The organism is Ruminococcus sp. AF17-12 (assembly GCF_003479245.1).
Classification (GTDB): domain Bacteria; phylum Bacillota; class Clostridia; order Lachnospirales; family Lachnospiraceae; genus Blautia_A; species Blautia_A fusiformis.
Genome location: NZ_QUGY01000001.1, coordinates 327,971 through 353,123, shown reverse-complemented (window position 1 = coordinate 353,123; position 25,153 = coordinate 327,971). Strand labels below are relative to the sequence as shown.

The 25,153-nt window shown below is 45.8% G+C and carries 19 protein-coding genes; 14 read left to right on the top strand and 5 right to left on the bottom strand.

Features of this window, described 5'->3' with window-relative positions:
- Nucleotides 1-189: 189 nt before the first annotated feature.
- The 8 genes from DWW77_RS01910 to DWW77_RS01870 all read left to right on the top strand — a co-directional run bounded on the left by DWW77_RS01910 (nucleotide 190) and on the right by DWW77_RS01870 (nucleotide 11,359).
- Nucleotides 190-1,869 carry a glycoside hydrolase family 13 protein gene (locus DWW77_RS01910; RefSeq protein WP_118607942.1) on the top strand — a complete coding sequence of 560 codons (1,680 nt, stop codon included), beginning with the start codon at nucleotides 190-192 and terminating at the stop codon, nucleotides 1,867-1,869.
- 160 nt (nucleotides 1,870-2,029) lie between these two features.
- Nucleotides 2,030-2,872 carry a Cof-type HAD-IIB family hydrolase gene (locus DWW77_RS01905; RefSeq protein ID WP_118607941.1) on the top strand — a complete coding sequence of 281 codons (843 nt, stop codon included), beginning with the start codon at nucleotides 2,030-2,032 and terminating at the stop codon, nucleotides 2,870-2,872.
- 177 nt (nucleotides 2,873-3,049) lie between these two features.
- Complete coding sequence (locus tag DWW77_RS01900; RefSeq protein WP_022426920.1) at nucleotides 3,050-3,907, top strand: YitT family protein; 858 nt, start codon at nucleotides 3,050-3,052, stop codon at nucleotides 3,905-3,907.
- Nucleotides 3,908-4,709: 802 nt separating this feature from the next.
- Complete coding sequence (locus tag DWW77_RS01890) at nucleotides 4,710-5,399, top strand: C40 family peptidase (protein WP_118607939.1); 690 nt, start codon at nucleotides 4,710-4,712, stop codon at nucleotides 5,397-5,399.
- Nucleotides 5,400-5,605: 206 nt separating this feature from the next.
- Nucleotides 5,606-6,919: a M28 family metallopeptidase gene (locus DWW77_RS01885; RefSeq protein WP_118607938.1), complete on the top strand. Its 1,314-nt coding sequence runs from the start codon at nucleotides 5,606-5,608 to the stop codon at nucleotides 6,917-6,919.
- 420 nt (nucleotides 6,920-7,339) lie between these two features.
- Nucleotides 7,340-8,101 (top strand): DeoR/GlpR family DNA-binding transcription regulator, encoded by a 762-nt coding sequence (locus DWW77_RS01880; protein WP_118607937.1) that lies wholly within the window; start codon nucleotides 7,340-7,342, stop codon nucleotides 8,099-8,101.
- 28 nt (nucleotides 8,102-8,129) lie between these two features.
- The gene (locus DWW77_RS01875) at nucleotides 8,130-8,876 is read left to right on the top strand and encodes a copper homeostasis protein CutC (protein WP_118607936.1); all 747 of its coding nucleotides are present in this window, start codon (nucleotides 8,130-8,132) and stop codon (nucleotides 8,874-8,876) included.
- Entirely contained in the window at nucleotides 8,876-11,359 is a 2,484-nt protein-coding gene (locus DWW77_RS01870) for a transglutaminase domain-containing protein (protein WP_118607935.1), read from the top strand. Before DWW77_RS01875 ends, DWW77_RS01870 begins: the two co-directional genes overlap by 1 nt.
- A 188-nt stretch (nucleotides 11,360-11,547) precedes the next feature.
- On the opposite strand, the gene DWW77_RS01865 is transcribed toward DWW77_RS01870, so the two are convergent.
- Together DWW77_RS01865 and DWW77_RS01860 are read right to left on the bottom strand one after the other, a co-directional pair.
- Nucleotides 11,548-12,564 (bottom strand): LacI family DNA-binding transcriptional regulator, encoded by a 1,017-nt coding sequence (locus DWW77_RS01865; RefSeq protein ID WP_118607934.1) that lies wholly within the window; start codon nucleotides 12,562-12,564, stop codon nucleotides 11,548-11,550.
- Between the two features lie 3 nt (nucleotides 12,565-12,567).
- Nucleotides 12,568-13,632, bottom strand: a complete 1,065-nt coding sequence (locus tag DWW77_RS01860) for a LacI family DNA-binding transcriptional regulator (protein WP_118607933.1) — start codon at nucleotides 13,630-13,632, stop codon at nucleotides 12,568-12,570.
- A gap of 244 nt (nucleotides 13,633-13,876) precedes the next feature.
- Here DWW77_RS01860 and DWW77_RS01855 point away from each other — a divergent pair, with 244 nt between their 5' ends.
- From DWW77_RS01855 to nagB, 6 genes are all read left to right on the top strand, one after another.
- The gene (locus tag DWW77_RS01855; protein ID WP_227945571.1) at nucleotides 13,877-15,241 is read left to right on the top strand and encodes an alpha-L-fucosidase; all 1,365 of its coding nucleotides are present in this window, start codon (nucleotides 13,877-13,879) and stop codon (nucleotides 15,239-15,241) included.
- A 64-nt stretch (nucleotides 15,242-15,305) separates the two neighbouring features.
- The gene (locus DWW77_RS01850; RefSeq protein WP_059086268.1) at nucleotides 15,306-16,661 is read left to right on the top strand and encodes an ABC transporter substrate-binding protein; all 1,356 of its coding nucleotides are present in this window, start codon (nucleotides 15,306-15,308) and stop codon (nucleotides 16,659-16,661) included.
- A gap of 90 nt (nucleotides 16,662-16,751) precedes the next feature.
- Nucleotides 16,752-17,672, top strand: a complete 921-nt coding sequence (locus DWW77_RS01845) for a carbohydrate ABC transporter permease (RefSeq protein ID WP_118607932.1) — start codon at nucleotides 16,752-16,754, stop codon at nucleotides 17,670-17,672.
- A gap of 20 nt (nucleotides 17,673-17,692) precedes the next feature.
- Nucleotides 17,693-18,538 (top strand): carbohydrate ABC transporter permease, encoded by an 846-nt coding sequence (locus tag DWW77_RS01840; protein ID WP_243004449.1) that lies wholly within the window; start codon nucleotides 17,693-17,695, stop codon nucleotides 18,536-18,538.
- 30 nt (nucleotides 18,539-18,568) lie between these two features.
- Nucleotides 18,569-19,879 carry an alpha-L-fucosidase gene (locus tag DWW77_RS01835; RefSeq protein ID WP_021653144.1) on the top strand — a complete coding sequence of 437 codons (1,311 nt, stop codon included), beginning with the start codon at nucleotides 18,569-18,571 and terminating at the stop codon, nucleotides 19,877-19,879.
- Nucleotides 19,880-19,982: 103 nt separating this feature from the next.
- A complete protein-coding gene (nagB, locus tag DWW77_RS01830; RefSeq protein WP_015525385.1) occupies nucleotides 19,983-20,726 on the top strand; it encodes a glucosamine-6-phosphate deaminase in 744 nt (247 codons plus the stop codon).
- A gap of 237 nt (nucleotides 20,727-20,963) precedes the next feature.
- Here the strand turns inward: nagB and DWW77_RS01825 are convergent, their stop codons facing one another.
- The 3 genes from DWW77_RS01825 to DWW77_RS01815 form a co-directional block, all read right to left on the bottom strand.
- Nucleotides 20,964-22,295: an MATE family efflux transporter gene (locus DWW77_RS01825; protein WP_118607931.1), complete on the bottom strand. Its 1,332-nt coding sequence runs from the start codon at nucleotides 22,293-22,295 to the stop codon at nucleotides 20,964-20,966.
- An 830-nt stretch (nucleotides 22,296-23,125) separates the two neighbouring features.
- Nucleotides 23,126-23,749: a V-type ATP synthase subunit D gene (locus DWW77_RS01820; protein WP_059086266.1), complete on the bottom strand. Its 624-nt coding sequence runs from the start codon at nucleotides 23,747-23,749 to the stop codon at nucleotides 23,126-23,128.
- A 12-nt stretch (nucleotides 23,750-23,761) separates the two neighbouring features.
- Nucleotides 23,762-25,144: a V-type ATP synthase subunit B gene (locus DWW77_RS01815; protein WP_015525388.1), complete on the bottom strand. Its 1,383-nt coding sequence runs from the start codon at nucleotides 25,142-25,144 to the stop codon at nucleotides 23,762-23,764.
- Between the last annotated feature and the right edge of the window lie 9 nt (nucleotides 25,145-25,153).

Genomic DNA, 25,153 nt, shown 5'->3' with positions numbered 1-25,153 from the left:
TAAGGAATAAAGATCAGAATTATGAAAAGGCGGGCCGTATAGGGTCCGCCTATAAAAAAGCCTAAAAAAAGTTATATCGAAATAACTGACCGCAAAAAGGGCAGTTGAAGAACACCTGACCGGATATAAATAAGCAGCAAATACGGATTATAAATATCTGCTCAATGCAAAATAAAGGAGACATAAGAAATGAAAGATTGGTGGAAGAATTCCGTTGTATATCAGATTTATCCAAGAAGCTTTAAGGACTCCAACGGAGACGGCTTCGGCGATCTCAAGGGTATTATTGAAAAGCTCCCCTACCTTCAGAACCTTGGGATCGATGTGATCTGGCTCAGCCCTGTTTTTGACTCCCCACAGGACGACAACGGTTACGATATCAGTGATTACCGGAAGATCTACGCGGGCTTCGGAAGTAACGAGGACATGGATGAGCTGATCGGAAAAGCTCATGAGCATGGTATCAAGATCATTCTGGATCTTGTTGTCAACCATACTTCCGATGAGCATGCATGGTTTGTGGAAAGCCGGAAATCAAAAGACAGCAAATACAGTGATTATTATATCTGGAAGGATCCGAAAGCAGACGGCAGTGAGCCAAACAACTGGGGCTCCAGCTTCTGTGGAAGTGCCTGGGAATATGATGAAGAGCGCGGCCAGTATTACCTTCATTTTTACAGCAGAAAACAGCCGGATCTCAATTGGGAAAATGAAACCGTCCGTAAGGAAATCTATGATCTGATGAAATTCTGGATGGACAAAGGTGCTGACGGATGGCGCATGGATGTGATCGCATCTATCTCCAAGGATCAGTCCTTCCCGGATTACCCGAAAACGGATGGTCGCAAGTATTATACAGGAAAATATCACAGCAACGGACCAAGACTTCATGAGTTTATCCATGAGATGAACCGGGAGGTGCTTTCAAAATATGACTGTATGACGGTAGGTGAGGCGCCGGGCTCCACACCGGAGGTTGCAAGACTGTTTACAGATCCGGAGCGTGAGGAACTGAATATGATCTTCACATTTGAGCATATGAACATCGACCGTATTCCGGGCTCTGTAAACCGAAAGTGGGAATTGAAGCCTTTTGATCTCCGTGATCTGAAACGTGTTATGAGTGAGTGGCAGAACAAGCTTTATAACAAGGGCTGGAATGCTCTGTATTTTGAAAATCATGACCAGCCACGTGTGATCTCCAGATGGGGAAATGACACTACTTACCGCGAGGAATGTGCAAAGGCTTATGCTACCGTTCTCCATGGTATGCAGGGAACTCCTTATGTATATCAGGGAGAGGAGATCGGTATGACAAACGTGCAGTTCCCGCTGGAGGAGTACGAGGATATCGAGGTTCGTAATGCATATCAGGATCTTGTCGTTAAGAACAAAACCATTTCTGAGGATGATTTCCGCAAGGCAGTATGGAACAAGAGTCGTGACAATGCCAGGGTTCCGATGCAGTGGGATGACAGCGAAAATGCAGGATTTACAACCGGTAAGCCATGGTTCCGCCTTTCTGATCGTTACCAGGAGATCAATGTAAAAAAAGCTCTGGAAAAAAATGATTCCGTGTTTTATTATTATAAGGATTTGATCTGTCTTCGTCATGAGGAAGAGCTTCTCACAGAAGGTGACTATCAGCTCCTTCTTCCGGAAGACGAGAAGATCTTTGCATATTTAAGAACTTCTGACAAAGAGCAGTGGATCGTGGTGGCAAACCTTTCCGAGGATACGGTAAGTACAGAAGGTCTTGTGAAATATGTGTCCGATAAAGAGGACATTAAGATCACAAACTATAAGGACAGAACAGGAATCAAAGCGGACTTAAGACCGTACGAGGCGTTTATGATGAGGATCCGGTAATTCCTGAGCTGTTGTATATGTAGTAGTAAAGTGGAAGAAAAGTCTCCGCTTTACAGAGAGCAGGTATGAGTATTTGTGCGTATCTGTACTGCCAAAGGATATCCGGGTGCAGTGCAGATACGCTTTTTGCCTGTGAGGAAAAGACAAACAGGAGGAAATTATGGAAAAATATATCATTGCAGTGGATATGGACGGAACTCTTCTGAACAGTGAGAATAAGATTTCTGAAAGGAACAGAAATGTTCTGCAGCGTCTGATCGATGACGGACATTATGTGGTGCCGGCAACCGGAAGGACCAGAGAGCTGATCCCTCGGGAGTTTTCTGTGCTCCGGGGTGTGAAATGGGGAATCGTGGAAAACGGCTGTGTTGTCTGGGATTACGATAAAAATGAGATGATCTGGCGAAAAACCATGCCCAAAGGAATGGTAAGCAAAATCCTGAAGGATGTGGAAAACAGCGATGCAAAAGGCTGGATCGCAGAGGCTTATGCAAACGGAATTGCCTATTCTGATGCGGATGCCAGAGATTATGTGGCATCTGTAGTGGATAAAGATCTGCTGGAAAAAACTTTTGTAGATTATTTCCTCAGCAGACATGAATATGTTAAGGATTTTTATCATCAGGAAGATATTCTGGATCAGGCAGAGAAGATCAATATTTATTTTGATGATATGGAGACCAGCAGGGCGCTTCGTGAGAAATGGAAGGATCTGGATGATGTGGCAGTGACTACTTCCATCAGCGGTAATGCGGAGTTTAATGCAGCAGGCGTGGACAAGGGTGTGGGTCTTGCCATGCTTCGCACAAAGCTTGGTATTGACCGGATGCATGTGATCGCTTTCGGAGATAATGAGAATGATCTGGAAATGCTGGAGGGTGCAGGTATCGGTGTTGCTATGGGCAATTCCAAACAGTATGTAAAGGATGCAGCGAATGAGGTGACCGGAGATAATGACCATGATGGTGTGGCGGAATTTCTGGAGAGGTTTTTCGGGCTGTAAGCTGTGGTTGATCGTGATCGTTGATATAAGGGACAGGGAAATGTATTTTTCTCTGTCTTTTTTATTTGCATTTTTGGTGATATAAGGTATGATAAACGAAGAGGATGCGGGGATTGCTGGTTTTGACTGGTAGTTACCGGTGAAAATTATTTGAGGAGATCAGGAGGATATTTTTTAATGAAAAATCTGATACCAAAGCGTGTGATGGAGTATATCATTATCACATTTGCTGTTGTTCTGATGGATGTGGGGATTTATGTATTTAAGTTTCCGAATAATTTTTCCTTTGGTGGTGTTTCGGGTATGGCGGTTGTGTTTTCGCATTTTATTCCGATGACGTCTGCGCAGATCAACCTGGTGATCAATCTGATTTTGCTGGTGATCGGGTTTATTGTTCTTGGCCGGGATTTTGGAGTGAAGACGGCTTATGTTACGGTTGTTTCTTCTTTGCTTCTGAATGTGTTTGAGAAGGTTTTTCCTATGGACAGGGCGCTGACGGGGAATATTATGCTGGAGCTTTGCTTTGCGATCATTTTGCCGGCGCTGGCTGCGGCGCTGCTGTTTTTTGAGAATGCTTCGGGTGGTGGCACGGATATTGTGGCGATGATCATTAAGAAGTATTCTACGATGAATATTTCGGGTGCATTGTTTGCAGTGGATTGTGTGATCGTTGTTGTTTCGTTTATGGTGTTTGATCTTACTACGGGGCTTTGTTCTGTGCTGGGGCTTATGGCTAAGACGTTGCTGATCGATAAGTCTATTGAGAGGATGAAGCTGAATAAGTATTTTACGATCATTTCCAGTAAGCCGGATGAGATCTGTGAGTTTATTATGAATGGGCTGGATCGGAGTGCTACGGTTTATCATGGGGAGGGTGTTTATTCGCATAAGGATAAGAAGATTATTTTGACGGTTGTTGATGTTAGGCAGGCGGTGTTGCTGCAGAGGTTTATTGATGAGGTGGATCCGCAGGCGTTTTTGATGGTTACTAAGAGTAGTGAGGTTGTTGGGAAGGGGTTTATGAGTTATATTTGATGCGATCGTATGGGATTGTATGCTGATCGTAGGTGATTGTGTATGATTGTAAGCTGATGGAAATTAGGAGAGCGTTCTTTGCGGGCTGGATGGGCTGCGGGGCGCTCTTTTTTGTGGTGGATGGTGGAGGGCGGATGGCGGATGACGGACGCCGGGGAGACGGGTGCCGGTTGGCTCCGGGCTTCGTCGGGGGCTGGCTTCTAGGCTGCCGGAATTCTGCTAAAACCGTTTTTAAAAAGTCCGAACTCGCGGCTTGCTGCCGCTCAGACAGCGGACTTTTTAAAAACAACGCAGATTTCCGCCAGCCAAGAATCAGCTCCCCTCCTGCAGAGTCGTAGCCAACCGGCACCCGTCTCCCCGGCTGTTCGGTTCCGGGCGGGAGGTAGTGGTGGGGGTGTGGGGCGACTGGCGGAAGTGGGGATTGATGAGGGCTGGAGGATTGAGTGGATTCCCGGGAGTTGGATGAGCCATCAGCGCTGCGCTGGATGGCTGGGAGGAAAGGCTGAGTTTCCTGTGGAAGCCATCGTCGCTGTGCTGGATGGCTGGGAGAAAGGTTGAGTTTCCTGTGGTGAAGGTGAGGGCTGGGGCATCGTCGCTGTGTTGGATGGCTGATTGGTGTGTGAAGGTTTTGTGAAAGGGGTTTGACAGGTGGGGATTTTTATGGTAGGATACACACTTGCGTAACAAATTTAATAAAAATGTAACAAAATGGCGAATAAGGAGCGTGGCGAAGTGGATTGTGAATGTCTGCCTGAATGGGTGGGGGCTGCTGCGTGGTTTTCTGAGAGGAGTTTTATTGTTTATGTTTTATAAGAAATTTGCTGCTGTTGTTCTGAGTGCTGTTCTTGTGGGTGTGGTTCCTTCTGTTGTTTTTGCGGATGTGGATGGTGTCAGTGCTGTGTCTGATGGAGATGTGGAGGAGCTTTCTATTGAGGATGATTTTTCGGATGGTGCGGATTCTATTTCTGCTTTTGCCAGTGCTCTGGCGGATAAGACGGTTTCTGAGGTTCAGGGGTATCAGGAGGCGAAGGCTGAGGCTGAGGTGATCGCACAGGAGAGGCTTGAGGCTGAAGCGGCTGCTGAGGCTGCGCGTAAGGCGAAAGAGGAGCGGAAGGCTGCTGAGGAGGCGCGTCTGGAGATGCGGCAGGGGATTGTGGATTTTGCGCTGCAGTTTGTGGGGAATCCTTATGTTTATGGTGGTACGAGTCTGACTAACGGGGCGGATTGTTCGGGGTTTGTGATGTCTGTGTTTGCGGAGTTTGGGTATGAGCTTCCTCGTGTTGCTGCAGCTCAGTGTTCGGCTTCTGAGAAGAAGAGTGTTGCGGATATTGAGGCTGGTGATCTGGTTTTTTATGGTGAGGGTGGTATTGATCATGTGGCTCTTTATATTGGTGATGGCAAGATCGTTCACGCCAGTACAGCGGCTACAGGGATCAAGGTTTCCGACTATGATTACCGTGCTCCGGCTGCGGTTGGTTCGTTTGTGGCTTAGGATATGGATATAAATGATTTATTGATATGAAATATAAACTGTCTGCGGAGATTTTTTGGCCGGGTAGGCTGAAAAATAGCTGCAGGCAGTTTTTTTGCAGAAAAATAGTGTATAATTTAACCGAATCAAGTAAGTCTCCTGCGGGTTGCGAAAAGCGATAAGCAGTGGATGCGGACTTGGAAAAAATTTAGAAAGGTTGTGGGGGTATGAATACGAAGGAAATCAGTGGCAGGCGGCAGATGGAGTTTCTGGCGGGGTTTGATTTTGTCAGAGAAGCGGGTACTGCGGGGGAAGTGAAGGCGGCGAAGATGATCCGGGATACTTTGGACAGCTTCGGAGTGAAGAATCGGATGGAGGAGTTTGAATTTTGGGGTTTTCGGATCAACAGAGCGGTGCTTAAGGTTGTAGAGCCTTATCAGAAGGAGTATGTGGTGACCGGGTATGGAAGATGTGGAAATACTTGGGCAGAAGGTCTGAAAGCGGATTTTTTGTATGTGGAGAATGGAGATGCTGTCAGTCTTTCACGGGCGAAGGGTAAGATCGTTATGGTGAATGGCCGGGTGAGTGGTGATGTGTATCAGAGACTGGTGAGCGCCGGAGCTGTTGGTTTTATCAGTGTGGAGGGTTCTCCGCTGGATGAAGGAGTGGACAGGGTTCCCTGTCAGCGCAGCCTGCCGATGATCTTTCCGGGGGATGCAGCAGAAGAGACAGAAGGATTGTCGGAGTCTGCAGAGGATATTCACAAGATGCAGGAAAAATATAGTGGCAGGATTCCGGGGGCGAATCTTCATTATAAGGATGCAGTGGAGCTGGTGACGGAGGGTGCGTCTGAGGTGTGCCTGGTTGTGGAACAGGATGTGACGGCGTGCAGATCCCGTAATGTAGTGGCGAGGATCGAAGGTACGGATAAGAAAGATGAGATCTTGACGATTACGGCGCATTATGATTCGGTGCCGGAGGGACCGGGGGCCTATGATAATATGGCTGGGGCAGCGATCATCATGGAGCTTTGCAGATATTTTCAGCAGTATAGACCGCGCAGGACTATGGAATTTGTGTGGTTTGGTGCTGAGGAGAAGGGTTTGCTGGGCAGCCGGGATTATATCAGAGTTCATGAGAGTGAGCTTGGAGCGCATCGTTTTAATATGAATGTAGATCTGGCCGGGCAGCTGATCGGAGGAAATGTTCTGGGAGTGACGGGAGAGGCTTCTGTTTGTGATAAGCTTCTTGAGATCGCTGACGGAGCAGGGATCGGAGCGTCTGTGAAGAATCAGATCTGGGGAAGTGATTCCAATTCTTTTGCATGGAAGGGAATTCCGGCCATGACTCTGAACCGGGATGGTTTTGGCATGCATACCCGTTATGATACGATTGATCTGCTGTCTGCCTGGTCGCTGGAGAGAAGTGCGATCCTTCTGGGATGTATTGCAGATGAACTGGGGAATGCGGAGGTTTTCCCATTTGAGAGAAAGATGCCGGAGAAATTTATCGGAGAGCTGGATGAATATATGTGCAGATAGTAAAAATCTGATTTTATCTGCTCATAACTGGATATTTGTTATGGAACTGTGGGGACTTGTCTGTTTCGGGAAGAGTACAGACAAGTCCTCATAAGTTATTCAATATTTTCAATGTTTATTGATCTTTATAATTCCGCAAGGGAACATGTGGCTTTGAGTCAGGGGGATATTTGCAGCTTTGTAAGGGATTCCCGGAACAGGGGGCAAGCGGAGGTTCGCAATTGAACCAGTGGAATTACTTGATTTGATCAAAATACGATAAAACAATAAAAAATAATACAAAATAATTGACAGTAAGATATCGAACTGTTATACTGAAATCACAGGCTTTCCAGGGATCAATGCGCCGGATATTGTTTTGCGGAGTATTGATTTCTGGAACTTTTATCACAGAAAAATCAGGAATGAGGAGATAGGACCATGTTTACAGAAGAACGACAGAATGCAATAGAGAAATGTCTCCGCGAAAAAGGAAAAGTCAGGGTCAAAGAATTAAGCGAGATGTTTCAGGTTACGGAGGACTGTATCCGCAAGGATCTCAAGATCCTTGAAAATGCAGGCAGATTAAAGAGGACTTACGGCGGAGCGATCCTGTCACAGGAGTATCCTCTGGAGAGAAACGTAGTAGACAGGCGCATGTACAATCTTGATAAGAAGAAAGTGATCGCTGCGAAAGCCTTCAAGCTGATTAAAAATAACGAAACGATCTTTCTGGATGTTTCCACTACAAATATAGAGCTGGCAAGGCTTATCGCTTCGTCGGGTATGCATGTTGTGGTTGTCAGCAATATGATCGATATCCTGCAGATCCTCGCTGCGAATCCGTCCATCACGGCCATAGGCACAGGGGGAACTATGTACCGTTCGGTGAACGGATTTATGGGAGCTGCGGCCATTGAGGTGATCAAGCAGTACAGCTTTGACCGGGCATTTTTGGGAAGCTGTGGCGTGGATATGACAGATTTTGCAGTTACTACATCCGGAGTGGAGGATGGATTGACCAAGAAGGCGGCAGTGCAGAGCAGCAGACATAAATATGTGGTTATGGAGAGAGAGAAGTTTTATTTTAACGAATCTTATAAATATACACATTTTGATGATATCAGCGGGATCATTACCGATGAATTTCCGGATGATACCATTGTGAACATACTGAGGAATAACGGAGTGAAATTACTCTGAGCAGACAGTAACAAAGGGGGATTTTTACATGAAAGACTATATTCTGGAAATCTGTGTGGATTCTGTGGAATCCGCCATAGCAGCAGCCGAGGGTGGTGCGGACAGATTGGAGCTTTGCAGTAATCTGATCATCGGGGGAACAACTCCCGGCCCATGGCTTTTTGAGGAAATAAGGAAGCGTTCAGATATCCGGATCCATGCGCTGATCCGTCCGCGGTTTGGAGATTTCTGTTATACAGATGCGGAATTTTCTATGATAAGGAATGCAGTAAAGGATTTCCGCAAAATGGGAGCGGAGGGTGTCGTGGTAGGTATCCTGAAACCGGATGGCACCTTGAATATGGAACAGATGAAAGAGCTGATGGATGCGGCGGGAGATATGTCTGTTACGCTGCACAGGGCTTTTGATGTGTGCGCAGATCCGATCGAGGCTATGGAACAGGCAATCTCTCTGGGAATCGATACGATCCTTACCTCCGGACAGAAGAATACCTGCCTTCAGGGTGCGGAGCTTTTGAAGGAACTGGAAACCAGGAGTCAGGGACGTATCACCATCCAGGCGGGGAGTGGCGTCGGTGCGGAAGTGATCCGCCAGCTTTATCCTCTTACCGGGATCAAGGCTTATCATATGAGTGGCAAGGTTGTAACGGACAGTGCGATGCAGTTTCGCAAGGAAGGTGTCAATATGGGACTTCCGACATTCAGTGAATATGAGATATGGCGTACAGATATTGAAAATGTTCGTGCTGCAAAGAAAGTTCTGGAGGAATTATAATGGCTGAGGGGAAGATTTTTCTGAAAGAAAACCGTGATCGGATCGAAAAAAAATATCGGGAGCAGATGATGGGGTTACCGCAGGTTTTTGCGGAGATTGATAAAAAGCTTGCGGAATGCACAGACGAAGTGGCTCTGGCGTGCAAATATTTATATGCGTTCATGCCGTACAGTGATATCGGAAATTACGCGTTTGAAGTATTCCTGGATTATGCGGAGAATGGCGTATATTTATGGAAGGAAAACTCCGGGGTGGCAGAGCTGCCGGAGGAAATCTTTTTGAATTATGTGCTGTTTCATAGAGTAAATGAGGAGGAGATCGCACCCTGCCGTACATTTTTCCGCAGGGAGATCGGAGAGAGAACTGGGGGAATGAGCTTCCGGGAAGCTGCCCTGGAGGTGAACTACTGGTGTGCACAGGAGGCTACCTATCATTGTACAGATGATCGTACCCTGTCTGCACTTGCCGTATACCGCAGAGGAAACGGAAGATGCGGAGAGGAATCTGTATTTACCGTTAATGCACTGAGAAGTGTTGGTGTACCTGCCCGTCAGGTATATGCACCAAAGTGGTCTCATTGTGATGACAATCATGCCTGGGTGGAAATCTGGTGTGATGGAAGCTGGTATTTTCTGGGAGCCTGTGAGCCGGAGGAGATCCTGAATAAGGGATGGTTTACCAACGCTTCCTCAAGGGCCATGATGGTCCATTCAAGAGTTTTTGATACCATGATCCCGGAGGGAGAAGTGATCGGCAAAGATGGTATGGTGACTATGCTCAACGAGCTGAAACGATATGCACTGACAAAAGAGATCACTGTGTCCGTAAAGGATTCGCATGGAAAACCGGCAGAAGGTGCAGAAGTTTCTTTTGAGGTGCTGAATTATTCGGAATATGCCCCGATCGCAGAACTGAAAACCGACAGTTTGGGAAAAGTCTGCCTGACAACAGGGCTTGGAAGTATCCATATTTCTGCAAGGATGTATGCAGATGGAGAATGGCTGCATGCAGAAAACAGCATGGATACAAAAACAGAGGATTGTTGTGAGATCTGTCTGATGCCCGTAGGAAAGGAAAAGGGTATTTTTTATGAGGAGTGGACGGAGATCGATATGATCGCACCTCATGATGCACCTGTAAATAAAGATATGCCAACACCGGAGCAGAAGGAAAGAGGCAGCAGACGTCTGGCAGAGGCAAACGCTTACAGGGAACAGAAGGTAAGAAACCTGAGCAATCCGGAGTGTCGGAAATTCCTGGAAAAAGAAACTGGAGATTCTTCAATGAGAAAAAAACTCCTTGAAGTCCTCACAGAGAAAGACAGAACAGACTGTATCAGCCAGGTTCTGGAGGAGCACCTGAAATTTGCATTACCGTATGAAAAAAACATGGATGCAGATATTTTTGTACCATATGTACTGAACCCGAGAGTTGACGATGAAGTTTTGCAGAAATACAGAAAAGCGATTCTTGAGCAGCTGTCGGAAGAAGAAAAAAATATGCTGCAAAAGGAACCGGCGAAGATCTGGAAGTGGATTGAGGATAAGATCGTTTCCAGCCCGGAGAAAGAACGCAGCAGTGTGATCACCACGCCGTCCGGATGTCTGAAAACGGGAACAGGAAGCCTTCTGTCAAAGAAGATCCTTTTTGTGGCAATGGCGAGAACACTGGGGATTCCGGCACGCCTGAACCCTCATGACCGTTCCATGGAGTATATGAAAAACGGAAAATTCATCCCGGTATCTGAGGAAACGGAGAAAAAGGCATCGATCCTTCTGAAGGCAAGTGCGGATACACAGTGGAAATATTTCCAGAACTGGAGCATCGCAAAACTGGAAGCCGGAAAATACAGCACACTGAAGCTGGAAACCGAAAATTTCAGAGATCAGATGATGAAGCTGCCACTGGAAGCGGGAAATTACAGGATCCTTACCTCAAACAGACTGCCAAATGGAAATATATTTGCCGCGGAGTATTATTTTGAGGTTGAGATCGGAGAAATGAAGAGGGTGGAGCTGGCATTTCGGAATGCAAACCTGGAAGACATGCTGGAGAATATCTCCATACCGGAATTTACTCTCAGAAAAGAGGATGGAAGCACTGTGAAGGCATCGGAGCTGACGGCAGATGGGAAGCATATCCTGGCGTTTCTGGAAGAGGAGAAAGAACCGACGGAGCATATCTTAAATGAGATGATGGAGCAGGAAGAAGCTTTTTCCAGATATGCGAAGAGGATCATTTTTGTAGTAAAAAGCAAAAAAGCGCTGGAGACACCTACCCTTTCAAGAGCACTGGGCAAGCTTGGAAATGTTCAGATCTTATATGATGATTTTTCAGAGATCATCAATACGCTGGGAAGAAGAATGTATGTAGATCCGGATAAGCTTCCGCTGATCATTGTGACAAACGGAAGCCTGAATGGGATCTATGCAACCAGTGGATACAATGTGGGAACCGGAGATATGCTGCTGAGACTGATGTGACAGATATATATATCGGATATATACAGAAGGAACACAGGCCGTATCATCGACTGTGTCGGTGGCGGCCTGTGCCCCTGTAAATGCTGTGAAATTATTGCAGTGGTTCAGATGCTCAGAATATGAAGGCAGATCGGAATGAGAATGCCTGTTGTGCTTCCCGAAATTGCCGTAATAAAAATTGCTTTGCATTACTTACCATCAGAAAAGAGATCACGCACAGAATCCCGGTAAATACATTCCGGCTTCAGGCGGATCGTCCTTGGAAAATCGCTGTAGTCTCCGTTTATCCTTCGAAGCAGCAGATCACAGGCCTGCTCTGCCAGATCAGCCAACGGCTGACGGACAGCGGTCAGCTGAGGAGAAAGCAGCATGGACAGCTCAAAATCATCAAATGAGACAACAGACAGGTCTTCCGGGATCCGGATGCCAAGGCTGTAGATCGCTTCATAAATACCGAGGCATAGTGTATAGTTTGCAGAAAATACGGCAGTCGGACGTTCCGGAAGATTCCATAATTTCTGCATTGCCCGATATCCAAAGTCGTTTGCGTAATTTTCAGCGATGATATAATCGGGGTTAACAGGAATATCGTAGTCTTCCAGTGCCCGGAGATAGCCTTTTTTTCGTTCGCATGCGGTATAGGATGCAGGAGAACCGGTGACAAGGGCGATCTTCTGATGCCCCATTTTTATCAGATGCTCCACGATCTCGTAGGCTCCGGAGGTACAGCTGGTCTGTACACAGTCTGTACGGTGGAAATGGCTGTGTTCTTCCAGCTCCACAACAGGGATTTTGGCGTGTTCCACAGCAGAACAGATGTCCTGATTCAGACTGAAAGAGGTAATGATAAGGCCGTCGATCCCAGAGCGGAGCATGTGAGGGACGAATTTATTGACATGATCCTTATATTTGTCGCCGCTCATAAATGTGAGAGAATAACCGTGAGCGCGCATGGTGTTTTCTATTTTGCTCAGAAGAAAAGCATTATGCGGAGTATTGGGAGGACCGGATACCAGACCGATACGGTAAGTCTTGGAGGAACGAAGTCCCCGGGCCGTATTTCGTGGAACGTAATTCAGTTTCCGGATCGCTTCGTCGATCTGCTTTTTGTTTTGCGGCCGTACAGTTCCGCCGTTGATATATTTTGAAATGGTGGCCAGTGCCAGACCGGTTTCTCTGGCAATGTCCTTGATGGTTGCACTCATAAATCAATCCTTTCCGGATGCTGTACTGTTGTGTTCGGACAGGTCTTTTACGGAGCGCCGCGGGTGGAATACAACATCCAGCATGTCTATTTTTGGAAAATCCGTATAGTCTCCATGGATCCTTTTTAAAAGTAATTCCACAGCATGTTTCCCCATGCTTGTCAGATCCTGTGAGACGCAGGTCATAGTCGCGCTCATGGTCTTGAAAAGCGGATCATCATCAAAGCACACAAAGGAAATATCCTGAGGAACGGAAATCCGTGCCTGGCTGGCAGCGCTTAAACCACCCATTGCGGAGAGATAGCAGTTAAAAAAAACAGCAGTAGGGGGATCGGAAGAATCAATAAGCTTCTGGAAATGCAGGCTGCTCTGGATGATCGTTTCTGCAGTGGAAGCAAAAGAAACAGGGGGAAAAGAATCCTGCTGTTTCAGAAGGTCAATGCCATTTTTTTGATATACATCCACAAAGCCCTGGATCCGCTGCTCGATGGTGTAGGCGTCCAGATACTGTTCCATGATCCAGACCTTTGTGTGGCCTTTTTCCAAAAGGTGCTCTGCCAGCAGTGCACCGCCTTTGTAATTATCAGAAATAACACAGTCTACAGGAAAATGTCTCATGGAAGCAGGAATCTGATCGAGCAATACAACCGGTATGCCAGCATTCTGTAAAAGCTGGTACAGGTCATCATGCCAGCAGGATGGGAGCATGATAACTCCGTCAAAGTGCTGGGAGATAATATCCTGTATCGTATCGATCTCCTTCTGATGTTCAAAAAAGAAAGAACAGACAATAACTGTATAGCCATGATCTGTGAAATGCTTGATAATGGAATTGACAAGCTCGCCCCAGAAATAATTACCAAGATCTGAGATCAGGATACCGATGGTATGTGTGTTTTTGGCACGAAGAAGCTGGGCATTCCGGTTTGGGGTATATCCAAGCTCCTGAATTGCCTTTTCTATAAGGATACGATTTTCTTCCCGTATTTTTTTGTGGTTTATATATTTGGAGATCGTTGCGGTGGACAGGCCTGTCGCACGGGCGATATCATTGATCGTAACGTTCATGTAAAACCTCCGGTTCTGATGCATTTACAGATAATAGAGTATTTTCATATTATATCATGAAAAAGAAAACGCCTCAATACACATGACATTTTTTACACATAAAGTATCAGAAAAAAACGAGTGTATTGTACAGAAAATTGATAAAAATGAAACGTTTAACAAAACCTGATACGAAAAAATACACAAAAACAAGACGGAATAATTGTAAAAAATAGGAAAAATGATTTTTTCCCTATGATTTTACTTGAAAAGCTGCTTCGGATGCGGTAAGATAGTCTTAACAAAAAACGAAACGTTTTACGTAACAAGAAAATCAGCTATACGAAACAAGGAGAAGGTTATGGCAGACACAAAGCAGCAGTGGTATAAAGATGCCAAATACGGATTATTCATCCATTGGGGACTTTATTCCATCCTTGCAGGAGAGTGGAAAGATCCGAAGACCGGTGAGGTCACCAAGACAGACCGTATCGCAGAGTGGATCGAGAACAATCTCAACATTGACAAGGAAGATTACAGAAAGCTGAAAGATGAGTTCCATCCGGACAAATTTGACGCGGACATGTTTGTGAAAAGAGCGAAAGAGCAGTGGGGTGTTAAATATATCGTTCTTACTTCCAAGCATCACGAGGGATTCGCAATGTACGATTCCAAGGTCAGTGATTTTAATGTAGTGAAGGCTGCAGGAAGAGATATCTTAAGAGAGCTTTCCGATGCTTGTAAGAAATATGACATGACAATGGGTATCTATTATTCACAGGCTCAGGACTGGGATGATGACAATGCCTATAAGAAGGATTACGAAGACAAGAACGAATGGAAGCCGGAATTCCGTACATACTTCGATGAGAAATGCAAGCCGCAGTTAAAAGAGCTTCTTGAGAATTACGATAACATTTCCCTGATCTGGTTTGATACTCCGATGGGAATGACCGCAGACGAAGCTCAGGAATTAAGAGACTGGGTTAAGGGTATTAAGCCTGACTGCATCATCAGCGGACGTATCGGACACCAGAAGGGCGATTACATGACCACCGGTGATAACTTTATCCCACGTCTTCCATACGACGGTGACTGGGAAGTACCGGCAACTGTAAATGATACATGGGGTTATAATAAATACGATACAAACTGGAAGAATCCGGATGATATCCTGAACCTTCTTCTCAAGATCGTCGGCAGAGGCGGAAATTACCTGCTGAACGTAGGACCAATGGCAGACGGAACTGTTCCGGAAGCTTGTGTCGAGGTTATGAATGAGGTTGGTAAATACGTGACTGAGAATGCGGAAGCAATTTACGGAACCAAGAATGTTGGTATCTATCCGTATGAGATCCCGAGCATTGAATTTACAAAGAGACCACATAAGCTTTACGTACACGTCCTTGCACCGAGATATCGAGTTGAACTGCTGAACATCGGTAATCAGTTAAAGGGTGCATATGTGGTAAGCACAGGAGAAAAGCTTCCGTGCCGCGCATTAAAGTGCTGCGAAGGAAACTCGATGATAGAGGTAGAGCTTCCGGAGAAGCTTCAGGGGGCAAAGAACTACTGTGTATGCCTGGAGCTTGAGGAAGAAGAGCCGATCTTTGAGGCGATCATCGATTGATCAATTTATGAACATCAATGGGAAAACTATATAATAAAAAATCATATTAAGGGAGGATTTATTCATGAAGAAACGAATGAAAAAAGTTGCAACACTGTGTCTCGCCGGTGTAACAGCAATGTCAACAGTAGGCGTAACAGGAAGCGCCGTATTTGCAAAGGGTGACACAAACTACGATGTAGACAATATGGATTTTGAAAACGTTGAGCTTCGTGTAGCATTCAGATTTAACAACGGATCTGATACAGACGGACAGGCTAAATGGTATTACAAAGCACTTGAAGAGTTCAATAAAGAGAACGAAGGAAAGATCCATGTAACAGATGAGAGTATTTCTACAGAGTCTGATTACGAAGAGAAGCTTACAACAGATTTCGCTTCCGGTAATGTACCGAACGCATTCCTTCAGTATGGCGGAAGCCGTACAAGAGAGTATGTAGATGCAGGATATATACTGGATCTGACACCATACTTTGAACAGTATCCGGAATGGAAAGAGGGAGTTCAGGATTTTGCATGGGAGACAACACAGTTTGACGGCATTGAAGGAACCTATGGTATTCCGTGGTCCGCTTATCAGCTCTGTCTCTACTACAACAAAGATTACCTTGATCAGGTTGGCGTAGATGTTCCGGAGTCCTGGGATGATCTTGTTGATGCCTGCGCAAAATTAAAAGATGCAGGAATCCAGCCATTCAACTACTCTGACAAAGATAACTATCACTTCGAGCATCTGATGAGTGCTCTTGCTCTGAAAGCTTACGGAACAAGCATCGCAGATGATCTTGCAAGCGACAAAGAGGCTTACAACGGCGAGAAGATGGTTGCAATCTATCAGAAGATGAAAGATATGATCGATGCAGGATACTGGGGAGATGGAATCCTCAGCACAGACTTCAACACAGAGAGAAATATGTTCGAGGCAGGAAAAGCTGCATTCACAGTTGACGGAACATGGAACTGCGGTAACTTCCAGAATGACTCCGATACAACTCTCTTCGATGCTCAGAAGATCGGTGTTACAAGAATTCCTTATATCGACGAAGCAAACAAGACTGTAGAGATGGGCGGCGGTTCTGATACATACTACATCACTACATTAAACAAGAGCGATGAGGAAATCGCAGCAACTGTTAAATTCATCAAATACCTTACAAGTGTAGATTCCATCAACGAAATGTGCAAATCCAGCCCGACAACATATGCTGAGAAGGTTACGATCGATACAGGTAACTATCTGCTTGACGATGTAAATGCGATCATGGCTGAGAATACAGAGTCTAAACTTGAGATTCCTACATATGACAGCAACACAGCAGCTATGGATACAATCCGTAATTCTCTTCAGGCATTAGCGACAGGCGCAAGTGCACAGGAAGTTGGAGACGATATCGTTGACAAAATGTCTGCTTACGAATAAAGAGAATTTTGACTGAACGCATGATGTGTGGATAAGAGAAACAGGGGGAAGCATCATCTGCTTCCCCTTGTTTATTACGGAGGTATACATATGGCAGGTAAATCTGTACCAAAGGTAAAACAGAAGCTGGATAAAAAAGATCTTACGCTTTCTTTAGCGTTCCTTCTTCCGGCAATTTTAATAACTGTTATTTTTGTCATCTACCCTGTTTTTGATACCGTAGGCTTATCATTCCGTAAATGGAACGGTATGTTTGGTGCGGCAAAGCAATGGGTAGGACTTGAGAACTATCAGAAGATTTTTTCAGATAAGCTGTTCTGGAATGCAATGCTCAACAGTGTGTACTTTATGATCGGTGGTTTCGTTATCCTGATGCCGCTTTCATTTGGTCTCGCAATGCTGGTAACTGCAAAGATCAAGGGAACCGGATTCTTCAGAACCTGCTACTTCCTTCCGAATATGTTAGGAACAACAGCAGTAGCCCTGATGTGGACATTTATGTTAAATCCGAACTTTGGTATCTTTAATACCATTGAAAATATTTTCGGCCTTCATGGTACGATCCCTGATGTGCTGACGATAAAGACTGTAAACGTCTGGATCGTTGTTCTGGTAAACGAATGGATGTATGCCGGATATAACATGCTGATCTTTGCAGCTGGTCTGGTGGCGATCCCTGATGAGTTAAATGAGGCTGCAGCGCTGGATGGTGCTACAGGATGGCAGAGGATCCGCTATATCATCCTTCCTCTGATGAAAAACTCCTTCAAGGTATTCTCTATTTTGTGTATTACAGGATGTCTGAAAGTATTCGATATCATCTGGGCAATGACAAGAGGAGGCCCGAACGATATCAGCTCCACACCTTCAATCATGCTTTATACACAGGGATTCTCCTATAAGCTGTTCGGACGAAGCAGTGCATACGGCGTTATTCTGTTAGTGCTGGGTGTTGTGCTGAGTCTTATAACCAATCATTTGTTCCGTGAAGATAAAGATCTTGCAATGTAGGCGGAAGGAGAAGAGACGATATGGAAAAAACAGCTAATAAACAGAAAATGCATGGAGGAAAGATAGCGCTGTACGTTATTGCGATCCTGTGGACAGTTGTTACACTGTTTCCGGTAGTAGTGACCGTAATGGCTTCCTTCAAAACAAACTCAGAGATTTACCTGAACCTGTTAAGCTTCCCTAAGAAGATTATGTTCCAGAACTATATCAGCGCAAACAAAACAGCGGATGCATTGAATACCATCAAGAACTCCCTGGTTGTAGCAACTCTGACAACTGTATTTAATACTGTAGTCGGAATGATGGCAGCATACATCTTATCAAGAAAAGATTACAAATTCCTGAAATGGGTATATGTATTCTTCATGATTGGAGTAATGGTTCCGGTTCACTGTACACTGATCCCGATCAACAACATTGCAACAGCATTAAATGCAAAGAACAACCTGTTCTTCCTGATCCTGATCTATGTTGCGTTTGGTATGTCCCAGGCGATATTCCTTTATACAGGATTCATGGATGGAATCTCCAGGAACCTGGATGAGGCGGCGATCATTGATGGATGTAACAACTGGCAGCTGCTGTGGAAGATCCTTTTCCCTGTCTGCAAGCCGATCATCGCAACAGAGGCGATCTTCGTATTCATCTATGGATACAGTGAACTTGTATTCTCCATGATCCTGATGACAGATACCAAATATTTCACAGTTTCACGTGCGATGCTGAACTTCTCTTCTGCACATACACAGGAGATCGGAAGTCAGTTTGCATATGTAGTAATGTCCGTAATTCCGATGCTTATCATTTACATCGTGTTCCATAAACAGATTGAAAAAGGTATGCTTTCCGGAGCTATCAAAGGCTGATGCTTTTAATCTAAACAGGAGGAAAAAATCATGTATCAGTTTGACAGAAAAGAATATGAAAAACGTATGGAGTGGTACCAGGATGCCCGTTTTGGAATGTTTATCCACTGGGGATTATATTCTATCCCTGCAAGAGGCGAGTGGGTGCGAAGCGTAGAGGAAATACCTGAGGAAGAATATCTTCCATTTATGAAAGAGTTTGATGCAAGAGACTACAACCCGAAGCAGTGGGCAAAAGAGGCCAAGGCTGCAGGTATGAAATATGTAGTCCTGACAGCGAAGCATCACGACGGCTTCTGCTTATTTGACAGTAAATACACAGATTACAAGGTGACAAACACACCGGCAGGAAGAGACCTGATCAAGGAGTATGTAGAGGCACTTCGTGAGGAAGGCCTTAAGGTTGGAATCTATTTCACACTGCTTGACTGGCATCATCCGGATTATCCGCATTACGGAGATCGTATCCATCCGATGAGAAACCACAAAGAGTGCGGAAATGAGAACCGTGATTTCTCACGTTATACAGAATATCTGTATAATCAGGTAGAAGAGATCTGTACAAACTACGGACAGATCGATATCATCTGGTTTGATTTCTCCTACGACGATATGAGAGGGGAAAAATGGGGCGCAACCAAGCTGATCAACATGGTGCGCAGCTTACAGCCGCAGGTTATCATCGATAACCGTCTGGAAGCCAGCGGAGAGGGAAGAGGATCCCTGTATGAGTGTGATCCGACACCGTACCATGGCGATTTCGTAAGCCCTGAGCAGATCATCCCGCCGGAAGGAATCTGCGATAAGGAAGGCAACCCGATGGTCTGGGAAGCATGCTTCACCATGAACAACAACTGGGGATACTGTGCAAACGACCATTATTACAAACCGGCTTCCATGCTGATCAAGAAGTTGGTAGAGTGCGTTTCCAAGGGTGGAAATATGATCCTGAACGTAGGACCGGATGCCAAAGGTAAATTCCCGAAGGAATCATCTGCGATCCTGGCTGAGATCGGCCGCTGGATGGATAAGAATCATGACAGTATCTACGGCTGTGTACCGGCTGAAAACATTCCGAAGCCGGATTACGGACGTATCACCAGAAACGGAAACAAATACTATGTGCATATTTATGAGAATACACTGGGACCACTTCCGCTTCTGGGATTTGATAAGGATAAGATCGTGAAGGTGCGTGCACTGGATGACGGACATGAGGTGCCGATCTCCAACGCATGGATGCACAGCGATTACCCGGATATCGCATTCGTTGATCTGGGACCTGACCCGGTACTTCCGGACCCGGTAGACTATGTTCTCGAAGTAGAGATGGCTGAGTAAAAAAACGAATCAATAATAAAAAAGAACAACAGGAAAAGTAGGAGATATGTGAATCTCAGTTATCCGGTTGTTCTTTTTTACCATAAGGAGAAGGAAAAAGATTATGATCATTTATACAGGAAAAGATTACTATGACGTAAGCAGAAAAGCGGCAAACATCATGTCTGCACAGATCATCATGAAGCCAAATGCTGTTCTCGGACTTGCTACAGGCTCCACACCGGTGGGAATGTACAAGCAGCTGATCGAGTGGTACAAAAAAGGAGATCTGGACTTTTCGCAGATCACATCCGTAAATCTTGATGAATACAAAGGACTTTCCGGAGACAACGATCAGAGTTATCGTTATTTTATGAACACAAATCTGTTTGACCATGTAAATATCGATAAGGCAAGAACCTATGTGCCAAACGGACTGGAAGAGGACAGTGAGAAAGCCTGTGCGGATTACAATGAGATCATCCGCAGCGTGGGTGGTATCGATATGCAGCTGCTTGGAATCGGCGGAAACGGTCACATCGGATTCAACGAGCCGGGTGCAGCATTTGAGAAGGAGACTCACTGCGTAGACCTTACGGAGAGCACCATCAAGGCAAATGCAAGATTCTTTGAGACTATGGATGATGTGCCGAAGCAGGCATATACCATGGGTATCAAAAACATCATGACTGCAAAGAAAATCCTTCTGGTCGCTACCGGAGAGGCAAAGGCAGATGCTCTTTACAAATCTCTCTACGGACCGATCACGCCCAACGTGCCGGCATCTATCCTGCAGCTTCACCCGGATGTGACGGTAGTGGCCGATGAAGGCGCTTTAAAGCTGATCCGTGAGAAAGGACTGCTGTAAGAGATACAGAGGAAATTTCCGCGAATTAAATGAACGCAGATCACGGATATCCGTTTGAGTCAAGAGGATATCAGCGATCACTCATGGGATTTTCCTGGTTTGGTTAATAAAGAAAGCTTCGATCTAACTCTCATCGATGAGCGATGTGCTCAGAGAGTGGATCGAAGCTTTTTGTGCTTTCGGGACGTAAACCTGCAGGTGGCTGCAAACAGGCCGGTGGGCCGGACATTTGCATTCTCAGGCTTTTTTCAACGTTTTGTGATAAATCATGACAGAAACGATGGCTGTAAACACCTCTGTGATCCAGAATGCGTTCCACACGCCATCAGGACCCATAAAATGGGACAGAAGATATGCGGTGGGCATGATAACGACCACATAGCGGAAAAGGGAAATTACAAGGGACTGCGTACCTTTTCCAAGGCCTTCCATGGCACCGGAAGTGGTAACGGATACAGCAGAAACAAGAAAGCCGGCGCTGATGATCTTCAGTGCTCTGGAGCCAGCGGCAATGGTTTCCGGGGTAGTTGTGAAAAGTCCCATAAGCTGTCCGGATGCCAGGAGGCAGATAACGGTTCCAAAGAGCATGATCACACAGCTGGATTCCAGGGTGAGCCGGAAGATTTTTTTCACACGCTTCATCTCACGGGCACCGAAGTTATAACCGATCAGCGGGCGCATTCCCTGGATGATTCCGTTGGCCGGGAGATACAGGAAGGTCTGCAGTTTGTAATAAATGCCAAGGATCACCACATAGCTGTCCGAGTAAGCGGCTAGCACGGAGTTCAGAAAAGAGATCAGAAACGATGGCAGTGCAAGGTTCAGGATCGCGGGAACACCGATGGCATACAGGCTCAGATCCGTTACTTTGCTTGTTTTCAGGGCTTTGGGCGTTACACGTACAGGAATAGGCTTCAGGATATAAAAGACCATATAGACCGCAATGGTGAGCACCTGGCCGATGCCAGTAGCCAGAGCTGCGCCCCGGATACCCAGCTTCGGGAAAAAGCCGATTCCCCAGATCAGGAACGGGTCCAGGATGATGTTGCTGATACATCCCACAAGCAGGGCGAGCATGGATACTTTCATCCGTCCTACAGCCTGGAAAAGTTTTTCGAAGAAAAGGCTGATGGTAATTACTGTGGAAAACAGGAAAACGATGGTAGAATACTCCAGCCCCATCCGGATCACGGTTTCATCCTGGGTGTACATCTGAAGGAATACGGGCATAACAGCGATGCTGATCACAGTCATCAGGATCCCGTGGATCACAGACAGAAAAAATCCGTGGGTTGCAGCAGTGTCTGCCATTTTTTTGTCCCCTGCGCCAAGGTGATAGGAAACTCTGGCGTTGATTCCGATTCCGAAGCCAATGGCAACGGCGTTGATCATGTTCTGGATCGGATAGACAAGGGACAGGGCGGTCATGGCCTGCTCGCTGATCTGTGCCACGAAGAAGCTGTCCACAATGTTGTATAGTGAGTTTACAAGCATGGAAAAGACCATAGGCAGCGCCATGGATGCCAGCAGCGGGCCGACAGGCTTTTCCTTCATAAATGTGCTGTTCATGAAAAATCCCCCTTTATATCAGAATCGTAAGAATATCAGGTGCGGAAAATAGAGCGTGTTTTTTGTGCATAATAAAAGCCACACAATCTGTCTTCTCGAATCGGACAGATTGTGTGGCGAAAAAAGTTCAAAACTGAAAAATCCACACGTTGTTTTAGTGTTTTCACATTAACAAAAAACAGTGCTGATGTCAAGACCGCACGCAGGAGAAACACCATAAAAAGCTGCAAAAAGAAAGGCTTGATATAAAATCGGAGAGGATTGGCAACATTAGACAGGTGCGTGCGGATACGGGCAATATCAGCCCTGAAAAGGTCGTTCTGGCAATATGCACAAAACTTGTCGAACCATGGTGGATAAGTGAAAAACTTTCCAAAAAGTTTTCCACATGACAAAAATCCGCAAATCCGCCAATAATCAAGTTATGCACAAATTTATCCACATTATCCACAAGGATAACCATGTGGATGACCTGATTTACATAAATAAATTTAAACATATGTTTTGTGTAAAATGATAAAATTGTAAAAAATGGGAAAAAAGTTTTTAAAACTATTGACATTTTTAAATTCTAAATATCATAAAATTTATTGCAAAAAAGACATAATACAAAAGAATAAAAATAAATAATCAGATAATAATGAGTAAATTCTTGAAAAACTAATCTATTTAAAAGGGGGACTATCGGATGTATGGAAATGAGGATAAAAAAGAACAGTGCCCAGTTAAAACGATCACTGCAAGGTGTTGAAAAGTCATTTTCAGGTGTGGATAAATGTGGATAACCAAAAAATCCTCCGCAGAACCGGAAAGATCTGCGGAGGATTTTTTTAACTATTTTGTTTCATACGTTTGATCACCTTCAGACGTGTAAACTCTTCACGCTCTTTTTCTTCCAGAGCATTGGTGATATCTCGGGTGAGAGTTTCGTATCTGGGGATGGTGATGTTTTTCAGCGCATTGGCACGCTTCTGGGTTTTTTTGATGTTGGTGGCAAGACGGATGGCGGCGTTTTCGATCATGGAGAGCTGGATGGACAGCTCCTTTACACGCTCGAAGGCTGCCTTGGCCTCGTCCAGGGACAGCTTGGTGCTGTAGTAGGCGTAGGTCGGCGTGTTGCCTGCTTTTTTGTCATATTCCACAAGAGGGATCTCGGTTCCCATGACGCTCCTGGTTTTGATTCGGATGGAATCTTCCACAGGAACGGTATGAGAGATCTGGTCTACGAAAGCGATTCCAATTTCCATATTTGCCTTCTGAAGAGCCGCATAAGCGGTACGGAAGGTCTCATCGATCTGTGACTGGATATCCTTTGCCTGATCGATCAGCTCCATCATTTCACGGATCAGGATATTACGCTTTTTGTCCATAAGCTCATAGCCCTGTTTGGAAAGAGCCAGAGAGTTTTTTGCAAGTATGAGATTTCCCTTGGTGGGAAAGGTATTCGGATCCATAAAATCACCTCACTAACGGACGGTTTCTCTGTAATACTGATCCAGAACTTTGGTATCGATACGGTCGAGCTCTTCTCTTGGAAGAAGGCCAAGAAGCTCCCAGCCCTTATCCAGAGTTTCGATGATGCTTCGATTCTCTGTTTCTGACTGTCCTACAAACTCTGCCTCGAAGGCTTTTCCGAATACAAGGTACTGCTTATCCAGCGGAGAAAGCTCATCCTCACCGATAACGGATGCCAGAGCTCTTGCATCGCCTACCTTTGCGTAGCAGGAGAAGAGCTGGTTGGCAACATCCTGATGATCGGCACGTGTGAAGCCTTCACCGATACCGTCCTTCATCAGACGGGACAGGGATGGCAGAACATTGATCGGCGGATAGATCGCCTGACCGTGAAGCTGGCGGTCCAGTACGATCTGGCCTTCTGTGATATATCCGGTAAGGTCCGGGATCGGGTGTGTGATGTCGTCGTTTGGCATGGTCAGGATTGGGATCTGGGTTACAGACCCGGTGCCGCCACGGACGATTCCCGCACGCTCGTAAAGGGTTGCAAGCTCACTGTACAGATATCCGGGATAACCCTTTCGGGAAGGAATCTCACCCTTGGAGGAGGAAACCTCTCGCATGGCCTCACAGAAGGAGGTGATATCAGTCAGGATTACCAGGATATGCATGCCTTTTTCAAAAGCAAGATACTCAGCGGCAGTGAGGGCGATCTTCGGTGTCAGAAGACGCTCTACAACCGGATCGTTTGCAAGGTTCAAAAACATCACAACGTGGTCGGACGCACCGCTTTCTTCGAAGGTCCTGCGGAAGAATTCCGCTACGTCGTATTTCACACCCATTGCTGCAAAAACAATGGCGAATTTCTCATCGGAGTCTGCTCCCAGGGAAGCCTGCTGAACGATCTGTGCAGCCAGCTTATCATGTGGAAGACCGTTACCGGAAAAGATCGGCAGCTTCTGGCCGCGGATCAGTGTGGTCAGTCCGTCAATAGCGGAGATACCGGTGTTGATATAGTTTCGTGGATATTCACGGGTTACCGGATTCAGCGGAAGCCCGTTAATGTTCAGGCTGACCTCCGGTGTGATCTCGCCAAGCCCGTCAATGGGCTGGCCGATACCGTTAAAGGTACGTCCCAGGATCTCAGGAGAAAGCCCGATCTCCATAGGATGTCCGGTAAGACGTGTGTGTGTATTGCCGAGGGACATATTGTCAGTTCCCTCAAAAACCTGGATAACGGCCTTGTCCTCATAGATTTCCACGATACGGCCGATCTTTTGAGTGCCGTCCTCCATGTGGAATTCCACGATCTCCTCGTAAGATGCGTTTTTTACACCCTCAAGGACAACAAGAGGGCCGTTTATTTCACTCAGGCCAAGATATTCGATTGCCATAAACTGATC

Bases quoted from the DNA above. Each gene is read 5' to 3' on its own strand.
- DWW77_RS01910 (WP_118607942.1), top strand. From the start codon at position 190: ATGAAAGATTGGTGGAAGAATTCCGTTGTATATCAGATTTATCCAAGA.
- DWW77_RS01905 (WP_118607941.1), top strand. From the start codon at position 2,030: ATGGAAAAATATATCATTGCAGTGGATATGGACGGAACTCTTCTGAAC.
- DWW77_RS01900 (WP_022426920.1), top strand. From the start codon at position 3,050: ATGAAAAATCTGATACCAAAGCGTGTGATGGAGTATATCATTATCACA.
- DWW77_RS01890 (WP_118607939.1), top strand. From the start codon at position 4,710: ATGTTTTATAAGAAATTTGCTGCTGTTGTTCTGAGTGCTGTTCTTGTG.
- DWW77_RS01885 (WP_118607938.1), top strand. From the start codon at position 5,606: ATGAATACGAAGGAAATCAGTGGCAGGCGGCAGATGGAGTTTCTGGCG.
- DWW77_RS01880 (WP_118607937.1), top strand. From the start codon at position 7,340: ATGTTTACAGAAGAACGACAGAATGCAATAGAGAAATGTCTCCGCGAA.
- DWW77_RS01875 (WP_118607936.1), top strand. From the start codon at position 8,130: ATGAAAGACTATATTCTGGAAATCTGTGTGGATTCTGTGGAATCCGCC.
- DWW77_RS01870 (WP_118607935.1), top strand. From the start codon at position 8,876: ATGGCTGAGGGGAAGATTTTTCTGAAAGAAAACCGTGATCGGATCGAA.
- DWW77_RS01865 (WP_118607934.1), bottom strand. From the start codon at position 12,564: ATGAGTGCAACCATCAAGGACATTGCCAGAGAAACCGGTCTGGCACTG.
- DWW77_RS01860 (WP_118607933.1), bottom strand. From the start codon at position 13,632: ATGAACGTTACGATCAATGATATCGCCCGTGCGACAGGCCTGTCCACC.
- DWW77_RS01850 (WP_059086268.1), top strand. From the start codon at position 15,306: ATGAAGAAACGAATGAAAAAAGTTGCAACACTGTGTCTCGCCGGTGTA.
- DWW77_RS01845 (WP_118607932.1), top strand. From the start codon at position 16,752: ATGGCAGGTAAATCTGTACCAAAGGTAAAACAGAAGCTGGATAAAAAA.
- DWW77_RS01840 (WP_243004449.1), top strand. From the start codon at position 17,693: ATGGAAAAAACAGCTAATAAACAGAAAATGCATGGAGGAAAGATAGCG.
- DWW77_RS01835 (WP_021653144.1), top strand. From the start codon at position 18,569: ATGTATCAGTTTGACAGAAAAGAATATGAAAAACGTATGGAGTGGTAC.
- nagB (WP_015525385.1), top strand. From the start codon at position 19,983: ATGATCATTTATACAGGAAAAGATTACTATGACGTAAGCAGAAAAGCG.
- DWW77_RS01825 (WP_118607931.1), bottom strand. From the start codon at position 22,295: ATGAACAGCACATTTATGAAGGAAAAGCCTGTCGGCCCGCTGCTGGCA.
- DWW77_RS01820 (WP_059086266.1), bottom strand. From the start codon at position 23,749: ATGGATCCGAATACCTTTCCCACCAAGGGAAATCTCATACTTGCAAAA.
- DWW77_RS01815 (WP_015525388.1), bottom strand. From the start codon at position 25,144: ATGGCAATCGAATATCTTGGCCTGAGTGAAATAAACGGCCCTCTTGTT.